23 protein-coding genes are annotated in these 25,530 nt (G+C 64.8%); 7 read left to right on the top strand and 16 right to left on the bottom strand.

What is annotated here, in order from left to right:
- Positions 1 to 30 precede the first annotated feature (30 nt).
- Positions 31 to 1,821, bottom strand: a complete 1,791-nt coding sequence (locus NG898_RS23400; RefSeq protein WP_252694656.1) for a rhamnogalacturonan lyase B N-terminal domain-containing protein — start codon at positions 1,819 to 1,821, stop codon at positions 31 to 33.
- Positions 1,822 to 2,355: 534 nt separating this feature from the next.
- On the opposite strand from NG898_RS23400, the gene NG898_RS23395 reads away from it, so the two are divergent.
- Positions 2,356 to 4,563 carry a LamG-like jellyroll fold domain-containing protein gene (locus tag NG898_RS23395; protein WP_252694655.1) on the top strand — a complete coding sequence of 736 codons (2,208 nt, stop codon included), beginning with the start codon at positions 2,356 to 2,358 and terminating at the stop codon, positions 4,561 to 4,563.
- A 76-nt stretch (positions 4,564 to 4,639) separates the two neighbouring features.
- Here the strand turns inward: NG898_RS23395 and NG898_RS23390 are convergent, their stop codons facing one another.
- Positions 4,640 to 5,392: a hypothetical protein gene (locus NG898_RS23390; RefSeq protein ID WP_252694654.1), complete on the bottom strand. Its 753-nt coding sequence runs from the start codon at positions 5,390 to 5,392 to the stop codon at positions 4,640 to 4,642.
- A 114-nt stretch (positions 5,393 to 5,506) separates the two neighbouring features.
- Entirely contained in the window at positions 5,507 to 6,586 is a 1,080-nt protein-coding gene (locus NG898_RS23385; protein ID WP_252694653.1) for an FUSC family protein, read from the bottom strand.
- A 286-nt stretch (positions 6,587 to 6,872) separates the two neighbouring features.
- Here NG898_RS23385 and NG898_RS23380 point away from each other — a divergent pair, with 286 nt between their 5' ends.
- On the top strand, positions 6,873 to 9,044 hold the full coding sequence (locus tag NG898_RS23380) for a PTS sugar transporter subunit IIC/EAL domain-containing protein (RefSeq protein ID WP_252694652.1): 2,172 nt from the start codon (positions 6,873 to 6,875) through the stop codon (positions 9,042 to 9,044).
- A 19-nt stretch (positions 9,045 to 9,063) separates the two neighbouring features.
- On the opposite strand, the gene NG898_RS23375 is transcribed toward NG898_RS23380, so the two are convergent.
- The 7 genes from NG898_RS23375 to NG898_RS23345 all read right to left on the bottom strand — a co-directional run bounded on the left by NG898_RS23375 (position 9,064) and on the right by NG898_RS23345 (position 14,481).
- Positions 9,064 to 9,663 (bottom strand): hypothetical protein, encoded by a 600-nt coding sequence (locus NG898_RS23375; RefSeq protein WP_252694651.1) that lies wholly within the window; start codon positions 9,661 to 9,663, stop codon positions 9,064 to 9,066.
- Positions 9,664 to 9,800: 137 nt separating this feature from the next.
- Positions 9,801 to 10,373, bottom strand: coding sequence for a hypothetical protein (locus NG898_RS23370; RefSeq protein WP_252694650.1), 573 nt, complete (start codon positions 10,371 to 10,373; stop codon positions 9,801 to 9,803).
- A gap of 140 nt (positions 10,374 to 10,513) precedes the next feature.
- Positions 10,514 to 11,338 (bottom strand): hypothetical protein, encoded by an 825-nt coding sequence (locus NG898_RS23365; protein ID WP_252694649.1) that lies wholly within the window; start codon positions 11,336 to 11,338, stop codon positions 10,514 to 10,516.
- A 136-nt stretch (positions 11,339 to 11,474) separates the two neighbouring features.
- Positions 11,475 to 11,936, bottom strand: a complete 462-nt coding sequence (locus tag NG898_RS23360) for an MEKHLA domain-containing protein (protein WP_252694648.1) — start codon at positions 11,934 to 11,936, stop codon at positions 11,475 to 11,477.
- 55 nt (positions 11,937 to 11,991) lie between these two features.
- The gene (locus NG898_RS23355; protein ID WP_252694776.1) at positions 11,992 to 12,456 is read right to left on the bottom strand and encodes a GNAT family N-acetyltransferase; all 465 of its coding nucleotides are present in this window, start codon (positions 12,454 to 12,456) and stop codon (positions 11,992 to 11,994) included.
- Positions 12,457 to 12,651: 195 nt separating this feature from the next.
- Complete coding sequence (locus NG898_RS23350; RefSeq protein WP_252694647.1) at positions 12,652 to 13,803, bottom strand: ABC transporter substrate-binding protein; 1,152 nt, start codon at positions 13,801 to 13,803, stop codon at positions 12,652 to 12,654.
- 138 nt (positions 13,804 to 13,941) lie between these two features.
- Positions 13,942 to 14,481: a hypothetical protein gene (locus NG898_RS23345; RefSeq protein WP_252694646.1), complete on the bottom strand. Its 540-nt coding sequence runs from the start codon at positions 14,479 to 14,481 to the stop codon at positions 13,942 to 13,944.
- Positions 14,482 to 14,963: 482 nt separating this feature from the next.
- On the opposite strand from NG898_RS23345, the gene NG898_RS23340 reads away from it, so the two are divergent.
- Positions 14,964 to 15,881: a DMT family transporter gene (locus NG898_RS23340; protein ID WP_252694645.1), complete on the top strand. Its 918-nt coding sequence runs from the start codon at positions 14,964 to 14,966 to the stop codon at positions 15,879 to 15,881.
- Between the two features lie 31 nt (positions 15,882 to 15,912).
- On the opposite strand, the gene NG898_RS23335 is transcribed toward NG898_RS23340, so the two are convergent.
- Positions 15,913 to 16,821 (bottom strand): MASE4 domain-containing protein, encoded by a 909-nt coding sequence (locus NG898_RS23335; protein WP_252694644.1) that lies wholly within the window; start codon positions 16,819 to 16,821, stop codon positions 15,913 to 15,915.
- A gap of 224 nt (positions 16,822 to 17,045) precedes the next feature.
- On the bottom strand, positions 17,046 to 17,543 hold the full coding sequence (locus tag NG898_RS23330) for a MarR family winged helix-turn-helix transcriptional regulator (protein WP_313903635.1): 498 nt from the start codon (positions 17,541 to 17,543) through the stop codon (positions 17,046 to 17,048).
- 260 nt (positions 17,544 to 17,803) lie between these two features.
- Between NG898_RS23330 and NG898_RS23325 the strand changes: the two genes are divergently transcribed.
- Together NG898_RS23325 and NG898_RS23320 are read left to right on the top strand one after the other, a co-directional pair.
- Positions 17,804 to 18,259, top strand: a complete 456-nt coding sequence (locus NG898_RS23325; protein WP_092974817.1) for a VOC family protein — start codon at positions 17,804 to 17,806, stop codon at positions 18,257 to 18,259.
- Positions 18,260 to 18,325: 66 nt separating this feature from the next.
- A complete protein-coding gene (locus tag NG898_RS23320; protein ID WP_252694642.1) occupies positions 18,326 to 19,129 on the top strand; it encodes an enoyl-CoA hydratase in 804 nt (267 codons plus the stop codon).
- A gap of 34 nt (positions 19,130 to 19,163) precedes the next feature.
- On the opposite strand, the gene NG898_RS23315 is transcribed toward NG898_RS23320, so the two are convergent.
- From NG898_RS23315 to NG898_RS23305, 3 genes are all read right to left on the bottom strand, one after another.
- Positions 19,164 to 19,718, bottom strand: a complete 555-nt coding sequence (locus NG898_RS23315; RefSeq protein WP_232040153.1) for a thioredoxin family protein — start codon at positions 19,716 to 19,718, stop codon at positions 19,164 to 19,166.
- A gap of 73 nt (positions 19,719 to 19,791) precedes the next feature.
- Positions 19,792 to 20,208 (bottom strand): organic hydroperoxide resistance protein, encoded by a 417-nt coding sequence (locus NG898_RS23310; RefSeq protein ID WP_252694641.1) that lies wholly within the window; start codon positions 20,206 to 20,208, stop codon positions 19,792 to 19,794.
- A gap of 201 nt (positions 20,209 to 20,409) precedes the next feature.
- Positions 20,410 to 22,197, bottom strand: coding sequence for a cytochrome c biogenesis protein DipZ (locus NG898_RS23305; RefSeq protein ID WP_252694640.1), 1,788 nt, complete (start codon positions 22,195 to 22,197; stop codon positions 20,410 to 20,412).
- Positions 22,198 to 22,407: 210 nt separating this feature from the next.
- Here NG898_RS23305 and NG898_RS23300 point away from each other — a divergent pair, with 210 nt between their 5' ends.
- On the top strand, positions 22,408 to 23,151 hold the full coding sequence (locus NG898_RS23300; protein ID WP_045205459.1) for a response regulator: 744 nt from the start codon (positions 22,408 to 22,410) through the stop codon (positions 23,149 to 23,151).
- The gene (locus NG898_RS23295; protein WP_252694639.1) at positions 23,148 to 24,494 is read left to right on the top strand and encodes a sensor histidine kinase; all 1,347 of its coding nucleotides are present in this window, start codon (positions 23,148 to 23,150) and stop codon (positions 24,492 to 24,494) included. The genes NG898_RS23300 and NG898_RS23295 overlap by 4 nt, the downstream gene beginning before the upstream one ends.
- 84 nt (positions 24,495 to 24,578) lie before the next feature.
- Here NG898_RS23295 and NG898_RS23290 read toward each other — a convergent pair whose 3' ends face one another.
- Positions 24,579 to 25,493 carry an alpha/beta fold hydrolase gene (locus NG898_RS23290; protein ID WP_252694638.1) on the bottom strand — a complete coding sequence of 305 codons (915 nt, stop codon included), beginning with the start codon at positions 25,491 to 25,493 and terminating at the stop codon, positions 24,579 to 24,581.
- Between the last annotated feature and the right edge of the window lie 37 nt (positions 25,494 to 25,530).

Here is a 25,530-nt window from a genome sequence, read left to right as displayed (position 1 = left end):
GCGCTTGTTTGGCGGCCCCCGTCTGCGCTGTTACTTCAGCAAATCGATGGCGTCGAACGCGTAACCGGGGCTGAGGAAACCGTCTCCGGCATTGCCGCTGACGACGTTGATCTTGAGTTCATTCATGCCCGCCACAAAGGCCGACGCTGGAATGTCGAACGCAAAGGTGGCGTTGTTGCCGCGATAGGAGCCGGCTGTGAGGCTGCGCGTGGTCGGCTCAACAGCAGGTTGCGGCGCGGGCGCACTCCACTGGTTGACCGTGATGCTGGGGCGGGCGTGGGCAAAGGCCGTGGTAATGCCGATGCGCAGCCGGTGATCGGCAACGTCGCGCTGGCTGAGGTTGAAGCGCACAACCAGCGTGCCGTTGATGGCTTTCCACTGGTAGGCGGGGAAATCGTTGGCGGGCGTGGAGCGGCCGACGATGTATTCGGGGCCGGTCCACGGCTGCATCCGCACGTCGGATGGATGCATCACCGTGACCTTGTCGCCGTTGCGGAACTCGCGCGGGGTGCCGTCCCAGGTGCCGATGCGCCACAGCGTGGCATCGTGTTGCGGGTCATGGTCGACACCGCCGCATGCACAAGGCGTCGTGCGGCCGGGCTGCACATCCACGTTGAAGCGTTTCACCTCCAGCTCATTGCGGAACAGCGTCGCCTGATATTGGCCGGGCAGCATGCCGCGCACACGGAAGTGGCCGTCTTTTGCAGCGACATCGCCCCAGTACTGCGCATGCGCGTTGCTGAGCGCCAGCGTGTACGGCGCATCTTCAGTCAAGCCGGTGAAGCGGCCTTCGAGTGCGCCGCGATCGCTCTCCGGCACGTAGCCGGGCAGGCCCATGTCTTTGAACCAGTGGGTGTCGACTTCAGTGGGTGGCTCGCCGTCGGTAAAGGCCAGAACGTAGCTGTTGAGAACGCCCATGCGGTAGGGCTCGGTCTGGTTCTCACCGTAGTTGACGATGTAGGTCAGCTCCTGGTCTTCAGCCCCCTGGTCGAGCAGGCTGCGGTAGAACGGTCCGCCTGACCCGCCCTCGTTGTTGTCGCGCACCATCCACATGCCCACGCCGGGGCCCGTCGCGCCAAAGTACTGCCAGTCTTTCAGGCGCATGTTGGAGTAATGCTTGGAGCGGGTTTGGCCGTCGGCCAGCCCAAAGACGTCATGGGCTTCCACACCGCGCACGGCGGTGGTGATGTCTGCGCATGGCGGCCCATCGGGCAGGCGCGCGTGCGGCACCCGAACGACAAATCGCACGAGGTTGGGCTTGGGCTCGGCAGTGAAATACGTCGCCATGTAGATGTTGGGCTGCCCACGGCGCGCCATGTAGACGTGCGTCAATGCCCCCGCGCTGACGGTGATCTTGATGGCGTCATTGCCCACGCGTACCGCGTCTACATTGACGCGGTCATCCCCGTCATACAGGCCGGAAAAACCGGAGTTCACCTGGCTGCCTTTGCGCGGGTCTTGATACTGCACGCCATGCCAGACCATCGAGACGATGTCGCCCTTGCCCCGATCACCACCGTTGGCGCCTCGCGTCCGGACTTTGAAGACCAATCCGGCGCCGGTGTCGACGGTGTAGGCGTTGCCATCAGTGCTGACGCTGAATTGACCGGCCTGCACGGGGTGCCCGCCAGACCGGGCACCGTGATCCGCTTCGATGGCTGCGTCATTGCCGATCCGGCAGGGCGCCGCGCGATTGTGTAGCGGCTCGGCGCTTGCGAGCGGCGGGCACACCAGTGGCAGCGCAAGCGCGAGCGCGCCGAGTAGCTTCAGGCCAAGGCGTTTGGCCCCGTGGGTATCGAGCACAGATCGTGTTGTAGGCATGAGCATGTCGGGCAGCGACGGCCTTTGCGCAACGACGGTGTTCCGGCACAGGCGCATCGGCTGGAAGAGGCTGGATAGTGCCTCCTGAAAAGAAAAAAGCCCCGAGGTGGTCAATCCCCGGGGCTCCCCGACCACTTTCGTCACGTAGGTGCGTGAACTATGGCTACGGGCGAGTCTACCCACGCGACCCCAGACCAGCATGCGCCGCTGAGAATAATTGAGGAAATCGGCGCGCTGCCGCCCTTGAAAGTGAACGCGACCCAGACATCTGGCGGCCGCATCCACGGCGCTTGCGGCCGCGTCGTGTGATGGCTTCCCGCATAGCTCGCAAAGGATTGCGCGCGAACACTCAAAAATCCTCACCGTTTTGGCGATTGCGTTGACGCGCCTTCGCACGCTGACCTACGGTTGCGCCACTACTAAAAAACAGTCGGGTCAATCAAGATGTCCAAAAAGTCGGTGGAGTACGCAAACCTTAACGAGTTACCTAATCCTGTACGTCGCGCGTTGACATTCGGGCTGGGGCTCTTCCCCATGCTGCCGCTGCTGCCGGGGTGCGGCGGTGTCGACGACGCCTCTGCGCAGGGGCAGACGCAGCCGCAGGAGAAAACGGGAGGTGGAGGTCAGGCCACGACCGCTCCGGCACCTGCGACGTCCGCGCCGTCGCCGGCGTCCGAACCGGCCTCAGTGAGCGGTGTCTTTCGCCACCCTGGGCTGCTGGTCACCGAAGACGACGCCACCCGCATCCGCGCGCTCATCAAGGCAGGCCAGGAACCATGGACGAGCTGGTGGAACAAGCTGTGCGCGGAGCCCAACGCCTCCTTGACCGCCAAGCCCAATCCGCAGCCCGCGGTCTACCGGGCCGACAGTACCAAGTACGCTTTGTACGGCGACATCTGGCACGCCTGGACCCTCGTACTGCGCTGGAAGCTGTCCGACCCGCAGGACAACCGCTATGCCGATAAGGCGGTGGAGTTCCTGGACGCGTGGGCGAACACGCTGAAGGAGGTTGGCACGGTGCCGCCCGGCTCGACCGCGCATGACGACCACACCTTCATCATTCTGGCCGGCATACAAGGCCACCAGTTGGCGCAGATTGGCGAGATCCTGCGCACCTACTCCGGCTGGGCGCCGGCGAGCCTGAAGCGCTTTCAGGACATGCTGCTCAACGTGTTCGCCGGCATCTCGCAAAACCGTCTCAACAACGCAGCGCTGGGGTCTCACGCCAACTGGGACATGGCATCGCTGTGCGGTGCGCTGTCGATCGGCGTGTTCTGCGACCGGCCCGACCTCTATCGCCTGGCCTGCGACTACTACGCGGGCAACAACCGCGGCACGCTGAAGATGTTCGGCAACGGCTCCATCGTGCACAGCGTCTATTTCATGCACCCGGGCCATTTCGGGCAATGGGAAGAGAGCGGCCGCGACCAGGGGCACTCGACGCTGGGCATGTCGCTGGGCGGCGACCTGCTGGAGATGGCGTGGAACCAGGGCGACGATCTCTACGGGATGCACAACAACCGCTTCCTCGCCGCCGCCGAATACGTTGCACGCTCGAACCTGCTGGACGAGAACGGCAAGACCTATCCCATGCCCTACGCGCGTGAACAGGATCCGTCGCAGCCGCACACGTCTCTGTGGACGCAGGTGAACCAGTCGTTCCAGCACGGCCGCAACGCCTGGGAGCCGATCTACAACCACTACGTCAACCGCATGGGGCTGGCGGCGCCCAACGTTTCGCGCATCGTGAAGTTGGTCGAGCCGAAGTACGGCGGCAGCAGCGATGACGTCATGTGGCCGACGCTGATCCATCGTCGCGTGGACTATGCGGGCCCTATGAAGCCGCCGTCTGGCCTCACGGCCAACCTGCGCGGCAACCGCGTCGTCCTGTCGTGGTGGGGCAGCGTTGGCGCAACCTCGTATGCGGTCAAGCGCGCAAGCCAGGCCAGCGGCCCCTTCAACCTGCTGGGCACCGTTTCGGCCAGCGAGCTGCTGACCTACAGCGATATCCCGCCCAACGGCGTCTGGTTCTACCAGATCACCGCCCAGGGCGCCGGTGGCGCCAGCGCCGGCTCCAACGTGGCCCGCATCGCCGTTCCTGGCGAGGTGCGCCTGTCGCTGCTGCTGAACGATCCGAACGGTACCGGCACGGTCGGCGCGCTACTCACCCCTGCTGGCACCAGAACTTTGGTGCAGGGCACGCTGCTGGACGGCGCGACCTGGGGTGACGGGCGTGTCAGCGACAAGGCCATCGCGTTCGACGGCCAGAAGGCCGGCCTGCAATTGCCCTCAGGGGTGTTCAGTGACCTCGACGACTTCAGCCTGTCTTTCTGGGCTTACGCGAATGGACTGCACTGGGACAGCTGCATGTTTTTCTCAGGGCAGGATGGATTCAGCTCCATGTTCATCGCCCCACAGTCCGGCAGTAGTGGCGCGCTGCGTTTCGGAATCTTCGGCGCAGGAGGCAACGACGCGCAGGTTGTGGCAGCGCCGTGGGCCATGCCGATTCGTCGCTGGGTCCATGTGGCCGTCACCCTGCAAGGCAACACTTGCCGCCTCTACGTTGATGGCACCGAGGTGGGGAAGACCGACGACATGCTGCTGTCACCGCGCCAGGTTGGCGATCAGGTTACGTTCCTCGGCCGCAACTGGTCGCATCCGTCATTCAACGGCCGCATCCAGGACTTCCGTGTTCAGGCGGGTGCGTTGAGTGCCGCAGAAGTTGCGGCGCTGGCCAAGTGAGGTGATGCGGCAGTGCTCGGCGCTGCCGTCCTCTCAGGGCGGCGGGGCCGGGTCGCTTGATGTCAGGCAGCCAGGCTCAACACGGCACCCGACTCGTCACGCCCTGGCCCGACTGCGTGCACCACCGCTGCACCTGCTCTTGCGGTTGCTGCGCTGGCGGCGTTGCGCCACCGCGCGGATGCAGCGTTGCACCCACGAAGTTGGACTGCTTCTGCCGCTCTTGTGCAAGCGCGGCACTCTGCGACGCTTCGATCTGCTGGGTCATGGCCACCAGCCGCGCGTAGTTCGGGTCGCGAGCGTCCTGGAACGGCGGCAGCGGCGGCGCAACCGGCAGATAGAGCGGAAGCCCGATGTATTGGGGGATCTTCATCTTGGTGGTCTTGCCCCAGGTTGCTGCTTCACCGATGTCCCACATCGCAACGCGCATCTCGAGCGTGTGCTCATAGTCGCGATTGACATCAGCCACCGTGGGCGTGCCCGACGGCGCAGGCAGTGGCTGCAGTGCTGGGGGCAGCGTTTGCAGCGTGGGATAGACCACGCGCACATAGCTCAAAGCCGCCTGCGAGTATTGATACAGAACGCCCTGGTAGCCCTGCAGGATCTGTGCACGGCTGCGGCTGTCGTTCTTGGCGTTCGATACAAGGCCGATAAACGACGTCAGCGTGTTGGCATAGCGGACATTGGCGTCTTTCTGCGCATCGATCACCTCTTGCGATGCGTGAACGGGAACCGGCGCGCGCGCCACTGGAACAACACACCCCGACAACGCACCGACTACGGCGACGAGCCCGCCCACCGTTCGAAACGCAACCCGCATTTGACGCGACATAGAAGCCCCAACTGGAAACATGTGCCCGGTTGGGCTGCGGCAAATGATATAGATCGGTCTACTTTAGTGTCAATCGCGTACGTGATGTTCGAGAGGTCGGGCGAATGCCTCGATTCAACCGATATTCCACTGCGGCGCAATCGCCAGCAGTTGCCGCCGGAGGTTCTCGATCTCGTTGGCAAAACCATCTGCCAGCGCGCTTTCCACGGTGGGCGCGCCGGGCGCGTGGCTCATCTCGGAGGGGTCTGCTGCGCGTGGCCGGGCCAGGCGGGCCACCGTGCCAAACCGCAACGCGCGAGACATGCCGATCAGCGTGTCGCGGATGCGTCGGCTGGCCACGGCCGGCTGCGTGCTTGCATCCGGCACACCCGGCGCACCCAACGTGCCGTGCGTTGCATTGAGCAGTTCCAGCGTGCTGATGCAGATGCGCAGGCTGCGCTGGATGTTCTCTAGCCGCTCCACGGGCACGTCAATCTCTTTGGACACCGACGGCATGAGCGAGCGCAGCTGCACCAGCAGCGTATTGAGCTTGCCGAGGTGTTTGCTGCGCTCGCCCGAGGCTGCATCAGCCTGGCCGAGGTTGGCATAGGCGCGGGCGCATTCACGCAGCGCCTCGGCCAGCCGGTAGCGCCACGAGTACGTGGCATACAGCGGCAGCGCAAACGAGAACAGCAGCGCAATGGCAATTCCCACCAGCACGTTGAGCGTGCGCCAGGCGCCGTCGAGCAGGTTGTTGTCGCCATGCCCCACCACGATGACCAGCGTGATGGCGGCCAGCAGCGCGATATAGCCGCCCTTGCCGATGGCGTGATACGCGCAGATGCCGCATGCAATGGCCGTGAGTGCATACGTGAGTGGCAGGTGCCCGAGCCACGTCTGCTGAACGATGATCAACAGCCCCGCCACCGCGCCGATCAGGGTGCCCCAGGCGCGCTCGGCCGCGCGCTTGCGGATGTTGCCGTGGTGCTGCAGGCCGGCAATGACGATCAGCAGCGAGATGGTGGCCCACTCGCCGTGTGGCCAGCCGAAGCCCGACGTGACGGCAATCGATAGCAGCACGCCCAGGCCGACGCGCGTGGCATGGATGTACCGCGCATGCCGATAGCGCCGGTGCGGGTCTCGCACGAGGCGGAGCAGGGAAAGAAAGGGTGCAGGTAGTTTCACGGTGCGGGGCGCACGAATGGAAATCGACATAAGCAAGATCGTTGCAGATTCTGGGGCGTGCCGTACACAGGTTGGGCGCCACGTTGGTGCCGATGCCTTGTTGTGGTGCGCGCCGGGGCCGGCGACGCATCAAGACTTCGGGTTTCCCCTAGGTATTGCACAAAGCTTGCCATGTGCTGGTGAGCATTTTTGCGTATTGCGTAAGGGGTTCCGCTTCAGGCGCGTGGGATTGTGTCGATTACGATGCATAGCCCGACAAGCAACGCTCCGGGCTGCCCGGGATGTTGCCGATCCACCTCGAACAAGATCCAGTCTTATGACGACGCAGGCGCTATCGCCCCGGCTGAGGTTGTTGAGCGCCGCCGAGCGCTTCGACCGCGGGCCGTATTTCATTGCCGTTAGGCGCGGGCTGGCGCTCTCTTTGCCGCTCATCATGGTGGGCGCGCTGGCGCTGCTCTTGTGCAACCCTCCCACCGCCGGCATGCGCCAAGCACTGGTGAATGCCTTTGGCGCGCGGCTGGAGGTTCTTTGCGACAGCGTGTTGGCCGGCACGATCGGCATCGGCGCGCTGGTCGCGCTCTTTGGGTTTGCCGATGTATTGGCGCAGTTGCACAACCAGCGCGCGGGGCATCGCGTCGTCAACCCGACCGTGGCGGCGGTGGTGGTGGTGTCGTGCTTCTTTACGCTCATCGCGCCGGATACGAATGCGTCTTTGATGGCGTCGCTCTCGCTGGGGCAGGGGCTGTTTGGCGCCTTGCTGGTTGCGTCGCTGGGCGGCAGCCTGTTTCTGAAGCTGTGCAGCATCCGCGGTATGCGCATTCCGTCCCATCACTTGAGCAACGATCTGCTGGTGGGGGATGTGCTGTCGGTCATGCCGGCCGGCATGCTGACGATCCTGACGTTTGCGCTGCTCAAGATCGTCGTGGACTGGGCGGGCGGGCCGCAGCTCATGGCGGCATTCGATGCGCTGCTGGCGGCGCCGCATTCGGAAGTCTCCAACAGTCTGCTGTTTGGTCTGGGCTACGAAACCGCGGCGCAGGTGCTCTGGCTGTTCGGCATCCACGGGCCGAATGCGCTGTACGCCGTCCACCAGCACATCCTGGAGCCCGCCACGCAGGCCAATGCGGCGGCGGTTGCCACTGGCGGCCAGCCGCAGTTCATCTTTACGTACCACTTCTTTGCGGTGTTCGCGCGCATGGGCGGCTCGGGCGGCACGCTCAGCCTGATCCTGGCGCTGCTGATGTCCAGGCGCACGCTGCGCGGGCGCAAGATGGCGCTCGTCGTCATGCTGCCGGCGCTGTTCAACGTGAACGAGCCATTGCTCTTTGGGCTGCCGCTGGTGCTGAACCCGGTCTATGCCATTCCGTTCCTGCTCACGCCGCTGGTGCAGATCCTGATCGCCTATGCAGCCACCGTTGCTGACCTCATGCCCAAAACCGGCTACACCGTGGCGTGGACCACGCCGGCGCTGTTCAGCGGCTACGCGGCCACGGGCTCGGTATCAGGGGTGGTGGTTCAGGTCATTGGCCTGGCGGCGGGGGCGGCAATCTACCTTCCGTTCGTGCGCATGGCGGACGTCCTCTCTGCACGGCGCAGCCAGGACGTACTGGCGTCTCTGCTGCGGATTGCCGAGTCGCCGGAGGTGAGCCTGAAGGGCCGGCGGTGTCTGGACCTGCCCGGCGACGAGGGCCGCATGGCGGTGGCGCTGGCCAGCGATCTGGAAGACGCCATCAAGAAAGAAGGCCAGATCTTTCTGGAGTTTCAGCCGCAGGTGGATTGCACAACGGGGCGCGTGTTCGGCGCAGAGGCGCTGCTGCGCTGGCAGCATCCGGTGCTGGGGCGCGTGGCGCCGCCCATTGTCGTGGCACTGGCCGATGACATTGGCCAGATCGACCAGTTGGGCCTGCGCATCCTGTCGCTGGCGTGTCACCAGCGTGCTGCCTGGCGCGATGTATTGCCGGACGATTTTGTGGTCGCCGTCAATTTGTCACCACGGCAGTTGCTCGACGGTGCGTTCCACCGGAACGTGATCGATATCCTGCACCGCGAAGGGTTGTCGCCCACGCAGCTTGAACTGGAGATCACTGAATCCACGATGCTGCTGCCGGACATCAACGCCATCGGCAACCTGAAACAGTTGCGGGAGGCTGGCGTGAAAGTCGCGCTGGATGATTTCGGGATGGGGCATACGTCGCTGCACTACCTGCGCGAGCTGCCGCTGGACACCGTGAAGATCGATCGTTCTCTGGCCGACGTGAGCGCGGGCGGCATCAACGAACACATCGTGCGCAGCATTGCGAGCCTGAGCCGGACGCTGAACCTGTCGACGGTGGTGGAAGGTGTGGAGACCGAACAGCAGCTCAAGCGCCTGTCGGCCCTGGGGTGCGACCGTTTTCAGGGGTATTTCTTCAGCCGCCCGCTGGCGCCGAGCGTGTGCCAGCAGTTTGTGCTGGATGCCAACCTGCGGCCGTTGGCACATGCGATTTGAAGGCGGGGGCGCGCTGGGCTTACCGGTACTTGCCTACAAAGTTTTCACAACGGCGGACCCGGCCAACCTTCGTGGCCCATCGGTATAAGCCTTCCACCAGGCTCTTGCTGACCGTGACCGGTTGACCATTGATCTGCCCCAGCACTTCCGATTGATTCGGATAGGGCTTCTCAAACAGCAGCTTCATCTCGCTGCTGCCGCCAAGCGCCAGGTAGACGGCCTCGCGAGGCTCGAACTGTAGGACGAACGAGTTGCTGCGCACGTTGGTGCGCTCGATGGATTCCGCAAAGTTGGCGATGAGCGCGGCGTCTTCGGTGCTGTATTCGCAGCCGGCGTCTTTCAGTTGCGCTTCGTCCACTGCCTTGAGCGATGCCATGGCGGGGTCCATCAAATACAACGTGATCGCACGCGCCTTGCGCATCCGGGCGCTCAGGCCTTCGGCTTCCCAATAGCTTTGTTCGACCTTGACGACGGGCGCAGCTCTGGGGGCGGGCTCCGGGGTGGGCGCTTCCGCTTGCGGGGCTTCCGGCATGGGCGCTTCCGCTTGAGGTGTGGCTGCTTGAAGGACTTCCGTCTGGAGCGCTTCGCTTTGCGGCGCGTCTGTCAGGGGCGCTTCCATCGAGATTTGTCCGAAGGCCGCTTGGCCGATGCTGCAAGCGCAGGCCAAGACCAGAGAGATGATCTTTTTCGACAACTCCTACCCCTTTGAAACGTGCGTTGTTGTTGTGTTGCGTGGTGAATGCTAAGCCAGCCTGCCTATTGCGACGAGCGCGGTGCCGGCGGTGCTGGCCATCGCCGCATTGCCCCCGGCGCTTCCGGTACCTGCTGCAGTGGCGTCTTCGTCAACACGTAGTAGTGATGCCGCCCGCTGTTGTCTGCAATGTCGAAGCGATAGCTGCCTTCCGGAACGGCCATCGTCGCGAACGACGCCGGTATGGTGCCGGAGTTCACCGGCTCTGGGTTGGCCTGTCGCAGCAGAGAGAAAAAGTTGACCTCGCCGGTCAGCGCATCGCATTGCATGGCGGTGTAGCGATGGTTCTCGACATACCAGCCCCGGCAGTCGGAACCGGCCAACGTGATGGCGCCGGTGGCGGGGCCCATCAACTGCAGGCTGAGCTGGTCTGAGCCGTCCTGCTTTGTGACGACGGCTTGCGTGTAGCCGCGGCCATCGTCGTTGCGGCTGTCTGTGATGGTGTAGCGGCCGACGAGTTCATTGGCGGCCCGCTGCAGCGCAAGCTTCTGCTGTTCGGGCGTGCGCGGGTCTTGGTAGCTCACGCATGCCGTGAGAGACGTCATGGCGCAGAGCATGGCAATGGTACGAGCGGGCATGGTTGGGCGGGTTGCGTGGCAAGCGGATTCTACGCCGAGCCTCGCATCGCGAGCCCGTGCCGCTGAAGGAAGGGCGGCAACAAAAAACCCGCCTCTGGGGGCGGGTTGTAGCGGCTTGGCTGCCATCAATACTGAGCAGGTCAAGGCGATTGGCTTCCCAACGGGTCTGAAACAGTTCTATCGCCGCGCAGCACATCTCGGATCCATGCCGGTTCGATTGGCTGCACGAAGCCCATGGGTGGATAACCGACGAGCTTGCCCTGGCTTTCCCACTTCTCCATCTTGTCGATGAATTGCTTGGGATAGTCCTTCGCCCGGCAGGCGATGTTGCACCACGGGTCGCAGATATACGTGTCCGGATGCCACAGCTTCATGTTGCTGTGCAGCTGGTGGGGTGCCAGGCCGACGACGGCAACGCAGTGGGCAACGTCAACGTCATTGCCGCCGAGTTCCAGGATCTTTGCGGGCAGCTTGTGCTCCTGGCACAGGTGATACACCGCCAGAAGCGCCAGTTCCTGGCACTGGTGCGCCTTGCCCTCCTGAACAGCGAGCAACGCGTTGGGTTGGCTGCGTATCCGGTTGACTTCATCCGTCGCGAGCTGCTGCCGAAGGCGTTCTGCCTCGGTATCGCCCTTCACCTTGTTGCCCGACTTCAGATTGGGCTTGTAGTAGGTCTCGCGCACATGGGTCAGCACGGAGGCCACGGCCGCTTGCCTCGGGGAAGGATCTTCATGTTGCAAAGATGGCAGGGCTGCGGTGCGCCGCGTTTGCAGCGATGACGTGCCGGCGCCCGAAGCCGCGCGATTGCGGTTGAGGTTGCCCAGTTCGCCTAGGTGCCCGCCAGCCTGGCGGGCATTGCGCGCCCGCTCATGACCGGTGTGCTGAGTTGCGGCCGCCGGTATGGGCTGCGTGTCGTGCGTGCGGTTGACCGAGGCAGTGGTCGGCTTCGAAATGCAGAGCCCCATACTGCGTCTCCAAGCTGAATTTGACGAGGCCGACAGTGTTGCGCGGGGTGCGCGTTGCGCAAATGCGCCGGTGCGAAACGAGAGCCGCGCAGGCGAAGTCAGCGCCGCGTCTGCGCGCGCGCTCTAGCCCCTCAAATCACACGTCATGCCACTGGTGGAAGGTCGCCGCTTGCCCGTGATACACGCCATCGCTGTCGACGAGATTCCACACGGTGCCGCCCTCGATCCAGAACCGCCTGCCGGAGCGCGAGATGCGCACGCCGCGATACCCCGTGGCGAACCCACGCGTGCGGACCGCTTCGAGCAATTGCGCGCGTTCTTCGCGGTTCGGCTGCTCGGCCGAAAAACGCGAGCGCAACGCTGTGATGCCGTCCCAGTCGTATTCAAAGCAGCGCTGCGCGGCGCGGTTTGCATAGATGAAGCGCGGGTCGGCGTCGGTGTTGTGTGCCAGTACGCAGAAGGGCGCGTCTTCGTAGAGCCACCGGGCCGCATCCGCGGGCGCGATGGTGCTGTTGACCAGCGGTGCGCCAACCAGCCGTTGGTGGCTGTCGGCGAGGAGGTTGAAGAACTGCGGGTCCAGGCTCAGGGATACCGTCATCGCGTTGTATTGGTCGTCTTCAGGAAGGGCGGCTCGGGATTCTAGCTACCGCGCGCTACAGCGCCCGCCCCAGGAACAGCGTGCCCGGCACCGGGTTGAACGTGACCGGCGGTGCGGGCGTAAAGCCCAGCGACAGGTAGAGCTGCTGCGCGGCTTTGAACTCGGGCAGTACGTCCAGACACATGCGGGCATAGCCGGCGGCCTTGGCGTCTTGCAGCAGGCGCTCGACAAGGCGGCGGCCGAGTTGCTCGCCGCGTGCAGCGGGGCGGACGTAGACGCGCTTCATCTCGCACGTGGTTGCATCCACCTCACGAAACGCGGCGCAGCCGACCACGGCATCGGCTTTCCAGGCCAGCAGCAATTGCCCGCGCGGCGCGGCATAGTTGCCGGGCAGGGCAGCAAACTCGGCTTCGTAGTCCTGGAAATCCAGGCTGACGCTGGGGCTGGCCACGTATTCACGAAAGATGGCCTGCACGGCGGCCATGTCGGCAGGAAACTGCGCGGGGCGGATCTCGATCATCGGGTTCACGTCCTTCTGGGGATGGGCAGGCAGAAACAAAAAACCCGCCTCGGGAGGCGGGTTCGGCTGGCTTGGCGCCACGCACTACCGTCCCGTTGGCGGGGCGGTGCGAATCATCTGCAGGGTGGTGGCTGGCGCGCGTTGCATGGCGCCATGTTGCCACCGGTGTGCGTTGGGGCACAAGTTGCGCATGGCTTAACCGACCAGGTGGCCGTTGCTGCCGATCATTGTTACGTCCACGTAGTCGAGCCCGGCGTGGTTGCTGCGGTCGTAATGGACGCGCACGCCGCCAAAGTCACGTGTGCCAAAGCCCTCCAGCGCCTGGATGAAGCCGTCGCGCGTGGGGTTGCTGCCGCAGGCCTTCAGGCCCTCCACGATGACGCGGGCGGTGAGGAAGCCCTCCACCGCTTCGTAGGTCTGGTTGCTGTGGTCGCCAAACTTGTCGTTGGCCTCGCGAAACGCGCGCACCAGCGGCTGGGTCCGCGCGTTGGGGCCCGGCATGACCTGCGTGACAGCCACGCCATGGGCCAGCGTGCCGGCCTTCTCGAACACGGTCTTGGGCGTGGTGACGGACAGAATCCACGGCTGCGGCAACGGCACGGGGCCGTGCTTGGCCTGATAGCGCATCAGCATGTCGGCCACCGAGGTGGGCGAGGTGAACAGCAGCGTGGTCTGCGGGTTGGCGGCGGCAATCTTGTCGACCACCATGTCGATGTCGTCGCCCTTGGCGTTGTGCGGGATGAGCGCGACGATCTGCGCGCCGAACTTGCTGGCGGCAGCCTTGGCGGCGTCGGCATTGCCGGAGCCGAAGGGGTTGTCCTGGTAGACCACGGCCACGCGCTTGAGCCCGATGGTGGTGGCGTGCTGGACCATCTTGGTGACTTCGTCGGCGTAGCTGGCGCGCGTGTGGAACAGCGGTGCGCTCGCTTTGCGCGCGGCGGTGGCGCCGGTCATGGCGCCCACCATCGGCAGGCGGTATTGCTCCAGCAGCGGCAACGCGGCGATGGTGTTGCCGGTGCCGCCCATGCACACCAGCCCAAACACGCCTTCCTGCACCAGCGTCTTGACGTTGGCCACGGCCTTGTCCGGCAGGTAGTTGTCTTCCAGCCGCTTGACGACCAGCTTGCGTCCGGCCACGCCGCCCTGGGCATTGACCTGTTCGAAGCCGGCCAGCAGGCCATTGGTGTAGTTCTTGTACAACCCGCCCCATACGCTGTCGAACCCGACCGTCTGCCCAAAGACGATCTTGTCTGCGAACACGCCGGCTTCCGCCGCGCGTGCCATGGGCGACAGCATCATTGCGCCGCCCAGTGCTACTGAACTCCGAACGAATTGCCTCCGGTCCATACCTGTCTCCGCCCCTTGTTTTATTGGTGGTGTGGCAGGAGTGTCGAAAAGGTGAGCGCCGACCGAAATGGCGGATAACCCTGAGGTGAGAATTCTTGAGATACCGGACGCGCCAGCCGCAGGCCGTGGTGTCGTGCGCTAATGGGCTGCGACGGAGCAGCCGCATGGGAGGACGAACGCAGCATCGTTGTTCCCGGCCAACTCGAAGTACACGCTGCCGGGTGGTAGCAGATCGATGATGCGGAACGCGCCTCTGACGTTGAAGATGATGGCGTGAGACACCAGCGACACCACCACCGACCCATCTGCATGGCGCGCATTGGTGGGGTCGGACAGGGCTGGTAACGTCCAGCCGCTCAAGCCGGCGCGCCCCATGGCGGCCAGGATGTCGGCATGGGCGTCTTCGGCACAGGCGGGTGGCGGGTCGATCTTGCCGAGTTCTTTGCGCAAGCGGTGCAGGCGCTGCCGCGTTTCCAGCGTCCGCAAGGCCTTGACCCGGGTTGGCGCAGTGGGTGGGCGTGCAGCGGTGGATTTGGGCAGTTGCGTGAGCCCGGGACTGGGCGCCCGGGGTGCGCAGGCGGGTGGTTGCGCAACGCGCGTCAGCCGCCCGGCGTGGTGGCCGTCAGACGGGTTGTCATGCCGTGGCGGGATACCGTTCGCGCTGCTGATCTTCGACATCGAGGGTGGTTTGCACTGATTGGCGGCCAGAGGTTGACGGTCATGCACGTGGTGTTGCGCATGACCGTCGGGCCCCGCACGGCCGCTTGTAGCGACCAGCCAGGAGGGCGGCATCTTAGGCAACCGCTGCGATTGCGTCACCCCTCAGCCGCGTGTTACGGCGGTGTGTATTCGCCAATGAGGACAGTTTTTCGGGGGCGAGCACAAATCGGATGGGCCTTCGGCTGAACCAAGGAAACCCGCCTTTCCTCTTCTCGTCAGTCAGTACCCTCATCGTGGGCTGAGCGTCGTGGGCGCCATGCGTCTGAGCCACGCATCCAATGTCGCACCTGCTGCTGTGCCGCAAGATCCACGCACGATTGAGCATCGCCACCCACACTTCGCTCCACACCAAACCGTTTCCCGCACGGCCAAAGCCCATCCCCGCTACGATCCTCCTGTATCGAGTCGCGGCCCCCAGCCGCCAAACAGGAGGGCACTCCGTGCCGCACACCGACACGCCCCCATCCAGCCACGCCACCGATCTGGCCCTGCTCCTCACGCTGTCGACCTTGTGGGGCGCGTCTTATACCTTCATCCGGATCGGCGTGGAGACCATTCCGCCGCTCACCTTCATTGCCGCCAGAACGTTGATCGCGGCAACGCTGCTGTTGGCGTGGATGCGCAGCCGCAACATCCGCATGCCGCGAGAGAAACGAGTCTGGATGCGCTTTGGCGTGCAGGCATTGCTCAACAGCGTTGTGCCTTTCACGCTGATCGCGTGGGCTGAGCGCTCGGTGGGGGCGAGTCTGGCGACCATCCTGAACTCGACGTCACCCGTGATGGTGTTTGTGGTGACGGCGTGCATCACGCGGCACGAGCCGGTGTCGTTGCGCAAGCTGATCGGCGTGGTTGCCGGGTTGGTCGGCACGTGTCTGGTGGTTGGTCCGAGCGCGCTCGATGGGCTGGGTGGGCAGCTTGTTCCGCAACTGGCCATCGTGGCGGCCACGGCGTGCTATGCAGGTGCGGCCATCTACGGCCGGTCTTTCAAGGGGCTGCATCCTGCGGCGCCGGCTACCGGCTCGTTGCTGGTGGGGGCGTTGGTGCTCACGCCCGCGAGCCTGCTTGTTGATCACCCTTGGGCGCTTGAGCCTTCTGCGCGTTCGTTGATGGCGTTGGTGGCGCTGGCGGCGTTTTCCACGGCGCTGGCCTTTGCCATCTACTTCCGGCTCATCCAGACGCTGGGTGCGTTCGGAACTACCGCGCAGGCTTATCTGCGTGTGCCGATTGGCGTGGCGATCGGCGTGGTGTTGCTGGGGGAATCGTTGCCCTCTTCGGCGTGGATCGGGCTTGCGTGTGTGGTGGCGGGGGTGGCGGCGATGTCGATGCCGGGCCGGGCCACGCAAGTGCGGCGGGCGTAGCGCGGTGCAACCGCATCACCGCGTCACCGCATCAACCTTCGCGATCCCCCACATTGCTCGCGGCCAGCCGCTTGAGTTCGGCCCGCGCCGCGGCCAGCCGGGAATGCAGCACCGTGTTCTCGATCAACAACAGCAGCAGTACAAAGCTCGCCCCCAGCAGCCCGAACACGCGGCCGGCATAGAAGCCGAGGTCATACCGCCCGCCATTGAATACGGTGCTGAGCGCGACATCGCAGATCCACACGCACAGCACGACCATCAGCCAGATGTCGAGCGTCAGGTGCGGGCGGCTGCGCCAGAGCACGACCAGCGCGACCAAGCAAAAGCACCATGTGCTGCCGGCCACGAACCCCATGACGGGCGTGTAGCGGTTGGCCGCCATGATGGTGGGCAGCAGGTGTTCGCCGGCGGTGGCCAGTGCCACGCACGCGGCCGCTGCGCCCAGCACGGCCGCCACGGTGCCGAGTGCCGTTTGCCGCGTCAGCGTGTGGGCGGGGAAGCGGTCAGGCTCGCGCTCTTCCCGCGCCTTGAGCACGGCGTAAGCAATGACAAACAACGGAAAGCCCGCGTGCCAGAACATGTAGATCCAGGCGGTGCTCTGCGGCCCGGCGCCCAGCAGGCCGCCGGATGCGAACAGCCCCGGAAATGACAGCAGATGCCCCACCGCCGTGGCGGCCGTGAAGAGGTAGCCGCTGGCGAGCGCCAGCATCGCGCGCGACCGTGTGATGGCGAACTGCCCGAAGAGCAGCGCCGCGGTAATCAGGTCATTGAGGATGAGGGCCGACTCGTAAATCGGCACGAACGACGGAAGTTGCGCCAACTGCACCTTGGCGAACGGCACGGCCGACATCAGCACCACAAGCGACAGCAAAGCCACTGCCTGCGCCATCCAATACGTCCGGCGTCCCGGAGAGAGGCTCAGCAACAGGCCTCGCTGCATGTCCAGCGTTTCCGATATCACGTTGGCCCCCTTGCGGTGACTGTGTCACTCGTTCGCTTGTGCTTCTGGTGTGACTTCCGGTGCGACTGCGATCCGATTGTGCTGCCGGCGGCGGCTTGCGGTGGTGCACCCCGCGCATTTTGGTGGGGCTGGCGACCGACGTCTTATAGACGCGTGATAGTCAGCCGCCCGCCCAATGTCAAAGCGGCGAAGGGGTAGGCCGTTCAGGTCTGGCGCCTCAGTTGGTTCCACAGCTTGGCGAGGATGCGCTGGAGCGCGGCGCATTCGGTTTCGTCCAGGCAGGCGACGAGCGCTTCGCAGGTGTCCCAGAACGTCGGCAGGGCCTGGGCGAGCAGGGCTCGGCCCGCATCAGTCAGGGTGAGGGAAAAGCTGCGCCGGTCTTCTGTGCTCAGTGCACGCTGCAGCAGGCCGCGCTTCTCCAGCCAATCCAGCACGCCCGTGACGGTTGAGCGCGTGATGCCGAAGTAGTCCGCCATGGCCGACGGTGTGACTTCCTTGCTGTCGATCAGCCCGCGCTCGGCCAAGCCAAAAAACATCAGCACATCAAGCTTGTTTTCCGACAGGCCCAACGCGGCCAGGGAGGCGTCAACGCGCGGGCCAATGTCGTCGGACAGCCACAGCAACAGCATGCCAATCCCGGCGCGGCCCTGATGGGTGCCGCGCCGCGCAGTCCTCTTCATCAGGGCGAGGTGCGGCTGCATGGCGAGCGCAAGGTCCTGGTCGATGTCGTCTTCGCGGGAGGCGGTGCGATCGGATGCGGCGTTGCGTTGCTTCATGACGAAAGGCCTGGGCAGGCGGTATTGACCGTGTGTGAAGGCGGATTATACGCATCACATAAAATACGGTTTACAGATAGTACGGTTTACGTACTATACTGCGGCCAGTCGGCACCGGATGCCCGGATGCCGCACTTGATCAACGCGGGGCCGCCTGGCCGCGCACAACGCTTAAGGAAGACGCTATGTCAGTCAAAGTCGTGGGGCTGCATCACGTAGGTTTTCGGGTGCCGCAGGGGCAAGCCGATGCCACCCTGGAGTTTTATCGCGACGTGCTGTCGCTGCCGCTGGATGCCACACGCTGGAAGATCCGGGGCATTTATGGGTCGTGGATCGACCTGCCCAATGGCACGCAGGTCCACATCCTCGGCTGCGACGGGGTGTCGGATTACGCCCGCGCGCCGGATGAAGACCCGGTATCGAACCACCTAGCGCTGGCCGTGGAGGATGTGCTGGCCGCCGAGCAGGCCCTGATTGCGCGTGGCGTGCGCTACTTCTCGCTAGACAACGTGGCTTCGCCCGGGCTCAAGCAACTGTTCCTGCGGGACCCGGCGGGCAACATGGTCGAGCTACATCAGGCCAGCGCGCGCCGGCCCGGCGTGGCGGCTGACAGCCAGCACGCAGCTACTGGCAACGCCTGAGTGCGGCGCGCGCGCGGCAGAGATAGACTGGTGCCCACCCGGGCACCAGCCTGCAAAGGAGTGCGCATGCAACCTCACCCCACCACCAATGCCGCCACCGAGGCACTCGTCTTGCGTGACGACCACGAGGGCGTCGTTACCCTGCGGCTGAATCGGCCTCTGCAGTTCAACGCGTTGTCAGAAGCCATGCTCGATGCGCTGCAGCGCGCATTGGACGACATTGCGCAAGATGCGACGGTGCGCTGCGTGGTGCTCGGCGCCGAGGGCAAGGCGTTCTGCGCCGGACACGACTTGCGTGAAATGCGCGGCACGCCCGACCTTGCGTATTACCAGGCGCTGTTTGCGCGGTGCAGCGTGGTGATGCAGGCGATTCAGGCGCTGCCCGTGCCTGTCATCGCGCGCGTGCATGGCGTGGCAACAGCAGCCGGCTGCCAATTGGTCGGCAGTTGCGACCTGGCCATCGCTTCAGACACCGCGCGATTTGCGGTGTCAGGTATCAACGTCGGCCTGTTCTGCTCGACGCCTGCGGTGGCACTGTCGCGCAACGTGCTTGCGAAGCGCGCATTCGACATGCTGGTGACGGGCCGCTTTATCGATGCGGCTACGGCCGCGGACTGGGGCCTCATCAACGAGGCCGTACCCGCGGAGGAACTGGATGCCGCCGTGGCTCGCAAGGTGGCGGACATCGTGTCGAAGAGCCCCACCGCAATCCGCTATGGCAAGGCGATGTTCTATCGGCAACGGCAGATACCGCTTGCCGATGCCTATGCTTACGCGGGCGATGTCATGGCCCGCAACATGATGGAAGAAGACGCCGGCGAGGGCATCGACGCCTTCCTGGAAAAGCGCCCCGCCCGCTGGCGTTCATAAGCGCCGTCGGGGCGGGACTTCTCACGCAGCCTGATCACGCAGGCTTCTGTGGCTTGCGGTCTGCCAGCAGCTTCTGAATGGCGGCTTCCGTCTCGGCGTAGCGGCCTTCGCCGAAGTGCTGATAGACGATGCGCCCCTCGGTATCAATCAGGTACAGCGCCGGCCAGAACTGGTTGTGAAAGGCCGACCACGTTGCGTAGCTGTTGTCCTGCGCGACCGGGTAGCGCACGTCCAGCCGCTTGAGCGCTTCCTGCACGTTGGCGGTCGATTTTTCGAACGCGTATTCCGGCGTGTGCACGCCCACCACGACCAGGCCCTGATCCTTGTACTTGTCGTACCACTGCTTCACGTGCGGCAGCGTGTTGAGGCAGTTGATGCACGAGTACGTCCAGAAATCCACCAGCACGACCTTGCCGCGCAGGTCCTTCATCGACAGCGGCTGCGAATTCAGCCACTGGTTGATGCCTGTGAACTCGGGTGCCGCCGCGCCGGTCGCGGCGGTCTGGCTGAAGGCGGGCACGCCAGTCCCGACAAAGTAGACGGCGCCGATGGCGAGTGCCGCAAGCGCGGCGCGGAGGGTCGTGCGCATGATGTGGAATCCGTGAAAGGTTACTGGTGAGGCCCGCCAGCCGCCGGCAGCGTGCGGCGGGCCATGCGATGCGTCAGATCAGGTTCAGCTCGACGTGGATGTTGCCGCGCGTGGCCTTCGAATACGGGCAGATCTGGTGGGCCGCTTCCACCACGGCTTGCGCCACTTCGCGGTCCAGGCCGGGCAGGCTCACATTCAGGCGTGCCTGCAGGAAGAACGCATCGTCGGTGGTGCCCAGGTCGACTTCGGTGTTCAAGGACAGATCGGCCGGCAGCTTGATCTTCATCTGGCTGGCCGCACGGCCCATCGCGCCGATAAAGCAAGCCGACCAGCCCGCGGCAAACAGTTGCTCGGGGTTCGTGCCGCGGCCGCTGCTGCCCGGGGGCGACAGCTTCAGGTTCAGGCGGTCGTCATCGCTGTGCGCTTGGCCATCGCGGCCCCCGGTGACGTTGACCTTGGCGGTGTACAGAACGTTTTCGATGCGGGTCATGTTGATCTCCTTTTTGATGAAGGGGGAAGACTGAGGGTTGGATTTGCGTCCCGGCGTCAGCGGCTGGTTGTTCGCTGGTTGCCGGGGCCACGAGACGTATTAAAGAAGGCCGACGTATCGCTGAAGTAGCGTGGAAGAGCCGTTTTGTCTGGGTACGTATCTGTGTGGCGGCTGGATACAAACGCGTACAAAAGGGCGGCGTCAGCCGAAGGTGAAGGCGTAGGCATGCGCCCCCTCATCGAGGAAGCGGATCTCGAACGTGTGCTCGCCCACCGTGCCAGCCTGGCGGACCAACTGGTAGAGGCGCGTTTGCGTGATGGCGCCGTTGCCGTGGGCATCCGTATCGGCGCCGTGGCTGTCGCCGGGGGCCTTGCCGTCGATCTTGACGGTGAAGCGCACGGCGCGCCCGTCGGCGGCAGGCCCGAGCACGAGGTGCAGATCGCGCGCGTGGAATCGGTAGACGATGCTCCCGCCAGCGCGGTCGAGCGTGGCTTGCTCGGCATCGATGGTCCATTGGCCAGACAAGCCCCATTCGTTCAGGCCGAGCTTGCCGACGCTGTATGCGTGCGACGTGCCGATCTGTGCACCGCCCGGCGACGCAAAGCGGTCGGCTTGCGCATAGCCCACGTACGTTTCCGGCGAGCGGACGTTGTCCAGGTCCGGCGCGGCCTGGGCCCCCGGGGCATCGGGCGCGACCACGCCGCCCGCCACCTGCCTGTTGCCCGCCTCGGCCAGCAAGGCCTGGATGACGCGTTCGGAGGCGGCGTAATCGCCCTCGCCAAACTGGTGATGCCGGATGTTGCCCTGGGCATCGACAAAGTACGCGGCCGGCCAGTAGCTGTTGTGGAAGGCGTTCCAGATGCGATAGTTGCTGTCGATGGCCACCGGAAAGTTGACGCGGAAGCCGCTGACGGCGCGGGCGACGTTGTCGGGTGACTTTTCGAACGCGAACTCCGGCGTGTGCACGCCCACCACGGTCAGGCCCTGGTCCTTGTACTTGTCGGCCCACGCGCGCAGGTACGGCAGCGTGCGGATGCAGTTGATGCAGGAGTACGTCCAGAAATAGACCAGCGTGACCTTGCCGCGCAGTTGGTCGCTTGTGAGCGGTGCGGAATTGAGCCACTGCACCGCGCCGTCGAATGACGCCACGCGGCCCTCCACGGGCAAGCCGCTGGATTTCGCCACGGGCGCGGCGTCGGCTTCGGAAACCACGTTAAGGCTCGCCTGCGGTGCGGGGCGGCGCACGTTCAGCCCGCCCAGCCCGCCCAGCCCGTTCACCAGCGCCTGCTCAAGCTGCGTGGTGCCGCCGGAAGACAGACGCGCCAGCAGGCCGGTATCCGCCCCCAGCCCGATGAGTGCTACGCCGCCAAGCACGCCTGCGCCCATGATGCGACGCGCCCATTCGCCCAGGCCCATGGAGCGCTTCATGGCTGCGAATACACGCCCGCCCAGCCCCAGCGCTGCCGCCAGCGACGTGGCTGCGCCTGCAGCGTAGGCCGTCAGCGCCAACGCGCTCGACACGCTCGCGCCATTGAGCGCCACGCCGGTCAGCACCAAGCCGAGGATCGGCCCCGCACATGGCGCCCACAGCATCCCCGTGGCCACACCCAGCAGCAGAGAGCCCCCCACCGAAGGCTCGGCCGCCGTGCCCCCCGTCGCTGCTTGCCCGGCCAGCCGGTTGCCCAGCGCCACGGCGGGCCGTGCCATCAGATCGGCCAGCCTGGGCCACAGCAACGACAGCCCGAACACCGCCAGCAGCGCGAGCGCCGCAAACCGGCCGACCTCGTTGGCGCGCACCGCCCACGCACCGCCGGCCGAGAGCAGCGTGGCAAAGCCGGCAAAGGTGAGCGCCATGCCGGCGAGCATCGGCAGCTTGCCGCGCACAAAGGGCTGGCTGGTGCGGCTCAATACAAACGGCAGGACGGGCAGGATGCACGGACTCAGGATGGTCAGCGCGCCGCCCAGGTAGGCAAGTATCAGCAGGCTCATGATCGACATTCCTCGGCAAGGGATCGGGATTGCCTCCATCAGACGCCGCGCGCGTAGCTGGCATGTATCGCCGCAGGGGCGACTTTGTATCGAACTGTACAAACGCATCCGCCAGATGCATTGCGATACAACACGGGCTCGCTGCGTCACACGGACAGGCGCAAAATGGCGCCTTCATTCCACCTTCCATCGTGCCGAGGTCACCTCCCCATGGACGCCCACGTCGACCACATCCTGATCGTCGATGATGACCGCGAGATCCGCGAACTCGTTTCGACCTATCTCACCAAGAACGGCCTGCGTGTGACCGCCTCGCCCGACGGGCGCCACATGCGCGCGTTCCTGGAGGCCAACACCGTCGACCTGATCGTGCTCGACCTGATGCTGCCCGGCGATGACGGCTTGGTGCTTTGCCGCGAACTGCGCGCCGGCAAGCACAAAGCCACGCCCGTATTGATGCTCACCGCGCGCGACGACGAGACCGACCGCATCATCGGCCTGGAAATGGGCGCCGACGATTACGTGGCCAAACCGTTTGCCGCGCGCGAACTGCTCGCCCGCATCAAGGCCGTGCTGCGCCGCACGCGCATGCTGCCGCCCAACCTGCAGATTTCCGAGGCTGGGCAGATGCTGGCCTTTGGCGAGTGGCACCTCGATACCACGGCGCGCCACCTGATCGATGCCGAGGGCACCATCGTCGCCCTGAGCGGCGCGGAATACCGCCTGCTGCGCGTGTTTGTCGACCACCCGATGCGCGTGTTCAACCGCGATCAACTGCTCAACCTCACGCAGGGCCGCGAGGCCGAGATGTTCGAGCGATCCGTCGACCTGCTGGTCAGCCGCCTGCGCCAGCGCCTGAATGACGACGCGCGCGATCCGGCGTACATCAAGACCGTGCGCAGCGAGGGCTACGTCTTTGCCAAGCCGGTGGAGATCAAGGAGGCACGCCAATGAGCGCGGCGACGAGCGCGCGTGCCTGGGCGTGGCCGCGCACGCTGGGCTCACGCCTCTTTGTGATCCTGCTGGCGGGCTTGGTGGTGGCGTATGCGCTGTCCTTTGCGGTGCTGTTTTCCGAGCGCTACATGAGCGCGCGCGAAGTCATGCTGGGCACGCTGGAAACGGATGTGTCCACGGCCGTCGCCATCCTTGACCGCCTGCCTGCGGACGAGCGCCCGCAGTGGCTGCCGCGCCTGAACCGCGGCAACTATCAGTACATCCTCGGCCCTGGCTCGCCCGGCGTGCCCGAGATGACGCAGCGCGGCAAGGACATCGCCGCGCGCATCAGCGAGGCCAGCGGCGGCCGCTTTCCCGTGACGGTCGAGTCGATACCGGGCGACGGCAAGCAACTGCAGGCACACCTCACGCTGAGCGACGGCAGTACGCTCACCATTGACGTGCACCCGCGCATGACGCCCATCGCGCAGTGGCTGCCGTATGTGCTGGTGGTGCAATTGCTGTTGCTGATCGTGTGCTGCTGGTTTGCGGTGCGATTGTCGATCCGCCCGCTGGTGGCATTGGCCGATGCTGCCGATGCACTCAACCCCAACGCGCAGACACCGCCACTGGACGAGAATGGCCCGACCGAACTGGCGCGCGCCGCACACGCGTTCAACGCCATGCGCCAGCGCATTGCCCGCTTTGTTGAAGAGCGCGTGCAGATTCTGGCCGCCATTTCGCATGACTTGCAGACGCCCATCACACGCATGAAGTTGCGCGCTGAAATGGCGGAAGACTCTGAAGAGAAGCGCAAGCTGATGAGCGATCTGGCCGAGATCGAAACGCTGGTGCGGGAGGGCCTGGCCTATGCGCGCAGTGCGCATGGCGATGGTGAAAAGCCGTCGCGCATCGACGTCGGGTCGTTTGTCGAAAGCCTTGCGTACGACTACCAGGACACCGGCAAGCCCGTCACGCTGGAGCAGCAAGCCACCGGCGCCATCGTCACGCGTCCGCACGCATTGCGCCGCGTGTTGACCAACCTGACCGATAACGCCATCAAATTTGGCGGCGCGGCGGAAATGGATGTGCGCCGCGACGGCGACGCCGTGGTGATCGAGGTGCGCGACCGAGGGCCCGGTATTCCCGAAGACAAACTCGATGCCGTGTTGCAGCCGTTTGTACGGTTGGAGAATTCGCGCAGCCGAGAGACGGGGGGCACGGGGCTGGGCTTGGCAATCGCGCAGCAACTGGCGGTGGCCGCAGGCGGCGGGCTTACATTGCGCAACCGCGAGGGCGGGGGGCTGGTGGCCGAGGTCAGGCTTGGTCAGGCGGCTGTGTCAGGGCAGCGCGAGCAAGCGTAGCCTGCTTTTGGGCACAGACTACGCAGTCGCGTCCGCTGCGTTTTTTGCATGTATGCGGCGTTGTAGTCGGCGGATGCTACGCCCTCACGTTTGCGCGAGAAACGTAGCGATACGGTGGGCAATCGCATCGGGCGCATCTTCCAAGCTGTAATGTCCAATGCTGGGCAACCGATGCACCGGCGCATCCGGAAACAGCTCACTGAAGAGCGGCAGAAAATGCTCAGCATGCAAGGTGCGATCTGACATGCCCCATATCGCCATGGCGGGTTTGGTGGCGATGGCACGGTGCGCTGCGCCGTCCGGTATTTCAAAACGATGCGCGCCGGTCGCCACGCCTTTGGCCCAGCCGATGGCGCCAGCGCAGTCAGCCGGCGTCGCAAAGCGCGCGCCGTACGCTTGCAACCACGCATCGTTGATGAGCCGGTGGTCTTCAAAGCCGTTGAGCTTCAAGGTGCTGAGGATATTGAAGCCGAGTTCACCCAGTACGGCTTCAAGACGTCCTTCGGATTCGGCCCGCACGATCCACTGAAACCACGGCGACACCGCCGCATTGGCGGCCAAGCGTTCACCCAGCGTCGCTTGCCCGAATGGCGTGGGCCCATTGACGCTCACGATGCGCCGAATGCGATCCGGATGCCGTGACGCAAGCCCCATCCCGACGGGCCCGCCAAAGTCATGCATGACAAGCGTGATGCCGCGCAGGTCCAGCGCAAGCACGAAGCGCTCAAGGTTGTCGATGTGGTCTTGCAGCCAGTAGCTGCGTGATGGCGGTGTTTCGCTTCTGCCGAAGCCCATGTGGTCGGGCACCACCACGCGGTGGGCGCCGTGCAGTGCCGCGATCAGGCGCCGGAAGAGGAAACCCCATGTGGGTTCGCCATGCAGACACAGTACGACTGCGCCATCGGCGGGGCCCTCGTCCACGAAATGCATTGAGAAGCCCGGTGCATCGGTAAAGCGGGGGGTATAGGGGTACATCCCATTGAACGTATCAACGCGCATGCCGTGTTTCCTCCGTGTTTTGAGTGGTTTCAATATG

The organism is Ralstonia mojiangensis (genome assembly GCF_023955645.1).
GTDB lineage: Bacteria > Pseudomonadota > Gammaproteobacteria > Burkholderiales > Burkholderiaceae > Ralstonia > Ralstonia mojiangensis.
This window is presented reverse-complemented; position numbering and strand designations above follow the sequence as displayed.